This is a genomic window from Microbacterium sp., from assembly GCF_039812165.1.
GTDB lineage: Bacteria > Actinomycetota > Actinomycetes > Actinomycetales > Microbacteriaceae > Microbacterium.
Genome location: NZ_JBDIAB010000255.1, coordinates 1 through 3,585 on the forward strand (window position 1 = coordinate 1; position 3,585 = coordinate 3,585).

Consider the following 3,585-nt stretch of genomic DNA (forward strand, 5'->3'; position numbering starts at 1 on the left):
GCGACGACCGCGCCGGCCGCCGATCCCGCTCCGGCGCCGGAGCCCGCCGCCGCGCCCACGACGGACGCGCCCGCCGTGTGGTCGATCTCCGCGGCCGGCGACGTCATCGTCCGCTTCGACGGCGGCGACGTCGTCGCGATCGTCGACGGGGTCGAGACGCGCCGCGCCGCGGCATCCGTCACGGGCCTCGTGATCTCCGCGGGCGGCCGCGTGACGCTGCCGGCATACGCCGGCGTCCCGATCACCGTCACCGCCGCCGGCTCGCTGGCCGTCGGCGGTTCGGGCCTCGTCTGGTCCACCGACGGCGCCGGCGGCGGCTCCGTCGCCGGCGTCGCGTTCTCGGGTGTGGGCGAGCTGGTCGCCGACGGCACCGGCGTCCTCGCCGGTCCCTCGGCCGACACCACGTGGCGCGTCACCGGCGCCGGCAGCGGCGTCGCGGGAGCGCAGGCGTTCCGCGGGTTCAGCGCCCTGATCGGCGCGGCCGGCGGCGACGACACGTTCATCGTCTCGTCGAGCGGCTCGATCGACCTCGTCGACGGCGGCGCCGGCGGCTACGACACGCTCGGGTTCGACGGCGACCAGGGGGCGGTGACCTCGCGGCCCACCGGTCCGCAGTCGGGCACGATCGTCGCCGGCGGACGGCTCATCGCCTACGAGGGCCTCGAGCCCGTGGCCCCCGTCGACACGACCGACTTCACCTTCAGCGACGCGACCGACGGCGACACGATCGACGTGAGCCCGGATGCCGCGAACCCCGGCTACCTGCTCGTGAAGAGCCTCGGCGACTTCTTCGAGTCGCACTCGGTGCGGCCGAGCGTCTCGTTCACGATCCTGACCACCGGCATCGGCGCGATCATCCGCATCTCCGGGCTGATCTCGTTCCTCGGAGTGGACTTCCGCTTCGAGGCGACGCGGATCGTCACGGCCGCAGGGACGGTGCTCGAAGGCGGCGACATCACGATCACCGCCACGAGCACGTCGACCGACGCGACGCCCGCCGACGCCTCGATCGAGCTCGTCGACACGACGCTCATCGGCGACACGGTGAGTCTCACGGCGACCGCCGCGCACACGTCCGCGCCTTCCGCGACGAGCGGTGTCGCGACCGGGACGGGCGAGGCCACGGCATCCGTCGTCGTCGGCGGCACGAGCCGCATCGTCGCGACCGGCGCCGTCGACCTCGCCAGCTCCGCCACGGTCGTGCTCGACACGACCTCGACGGGAGCGGCGACCGACGCGGACGCCGCGCTCGACGCCGCCGTCGCGCACGCGGTCGCACAGACGATCGCGCGCACCTCGATCACCGACCAGGCGTCGGTCGCCGCGGGCGGCGACCTGTCGCTGAGCGCCAAGACGTCGACGACCGTGCACACCGCCGCCGACGCCTCGGCCGCGACCGCCGGCGCCGGCATCGCGACCACGTCGGCCACGACCCGCACCTCGGCCACGATCGACACGACCTCGGTGCTCGGCATCGTCGCCGGCGGCGCGCTCTCGCTCCTGGCCGACTCGACGCACGCGCTGACCACCACCGCGACCGCGAGCCCGGGCGGCGCCACCGCGAACGGCACGAGCCCGAGCGACACCACCGCGACCCCCGAGCGGCCCGAGGGCTACGCCTCGACCCCGGACGGCACGATCGGCGTCGCCGGCGCCCTGGCCTTCTCGAACCTCGACCAGGAGACGGTCGCCGCGATCGGCTCCGCCACCCCGCTCGCGGTGAGCGCCGGCGGCACCGGCGCGACCGTCGACGCGATCTCGTCGGGCTCCGCGTCGGCCGCGGCCGACGGCAGCGCGGTCGGCGGATCCTCCGCCGGTGTCGGGGTCGCCGTCGCCGTCAACCTCGTGCGCGCGGTCACGAGCGCCACGATCGGCTCGGTCGCCATCGCCGCCGGACGCGTCGCGGCGTCGGCCACGGCCGCCCCGCGGATGCCGGGCGACACCGACGAGTACCGAGCGGCCGCGACCTCCGGGGCCGGCGGCGCCTCGCTCGTCGGCGCAGCCGGCGCGCTCGCCCTCAACATCGCGTCGCTCGTCACGCGCGCCGCGGTCGACGCGGGAGCGACGATCGCCGGAGCCGCGACCGATGTCGTGCTCGCGGCGCGCAGCGAGTCCGCGAACGTCGCACGGGCGCTCCCCGGCGAGCAGGCCGGCGCCACGACCGGCATCGGCGCGACCGTCGCGGTGAACATCGTCAACGACACGGCCGCCGCGGCCGTCGGCGACGGCGCCGTGCTCACCGGCATCCGCGACCTCGCCCTCACCGCGCACACGGTCTCTCCGGTCACGACCGAGGCGCGCGGCGGCGTCGCCGCCGCCGACGTGGCGATTGCGACGGTCCTCGCCCTCGCGATCGCGAACGTCGTGACGCTCGCACGCCTGGGCACCGGCCCCGCCCTCGTGCTGGCCGGCGCGTACACCGGCACGGTCGACCAGCGTTCGCCGGTCACGACGACCGCCGCCGGCAACGCGGATGCCGAGTCCGCCGCCGCGGTCGGCATCGTCCTCGCGCTCACGTTCGCCGACCACGTCGTGCGCGCCGAGCTCGCCCGCGACGTCACCGCGGCCGGGAGCATCACGCTGACCGCGACCGGCGCGGTCTCCGCCGACACGAGCGCGACGAGCTCCGCCACCGGCGCCCCGGGCGACGGCGACCAGCCCACCCCGCAGGCGCACACGTCGGGCGCCCGCGCCTACGGCGACGGGCTCGCCCCGGCGAGCGGCGCCGCACCCGACGGCACCGGCGGCACCGGGCCCGGCGACGATCCGGCACCGCCCAGCACGCCGCAGGGCGTCGTCACGGTCGCCGCCGCGCTGGCGCTCACGGTCCAGCACACCGATGTGGCCGTCGCGGTCTCGGGCGTCTCGCTCACCGCGCAGGCGGTCGCCTTCGACGCGCTCGGCAACGTCGCCGCCACGTCGACCGCGACCGGGGGACCGGCGAGCCGTGGACCCCCGAGCGGCACCACGATCGCAGCGGCCGTGGCGATCACGATCGCGGATGCGTCCATCCGCGCGGAGGTCGGCCCCTCCACCGTCATCACCGCCGAATCCCTTCGGCTCACCGCCGGGACGGCCCCGCAGAACGCGTCGCAGGCCCCCGACGGCACCCACCGCTTCTCGACCACCGCCACGGGCGGCGCGGGAAGCGGAGGCGACCTCAGCGTCGCCGGCTCCGTCGCCGTCTCGGTGATCGTCCTCCGCACGGTCGCGAGCCTCGCCAGCGGAGCCTCCGCGGTCCTCTCCGGAGCAGCCCCCGACCTCACGATCGGCGCCTCCTCGGCCGCGGTCACCACGACCCGCGCGCTGCTGGCCGACGAGGGCGTCGGCACCCCGACGACCGGCATCGGCGCCGCGTTCGCCCTCGCGAGCGTCGACCACGACACGATCGCCGAGCTCGGCGCCGCGGTCACGGGCGCCGGCGCCGTCGCGATCACCGCGCAGGCGACCGACGACACGAGCGCCGTCGCGCAGGGGTCGGCCCGCGGGGCCGACGTCGCCGTCGCCCCCTTCACCGCCGTGCCGATCGCTCGCGTCACCACGACCGCGCGCACCGCCGCGGCGCTCGCCGCCTCCGGCGCGCTC

Annotated in this window: 1 protein-coding gene; it reads left to right on the top strand. The window is 76.8% G+C overall.

Annotation, left to right across the window (positions count from 1 at the left end; translation table 11 throughout):
- Positions 1 to 3,585: hypothetical protein (locus tag WML84_RS13830; RefSeq protein ID WP_347346718.1), on the top strand; the 3,585-nt coding region annotated here is incomplete at both ends.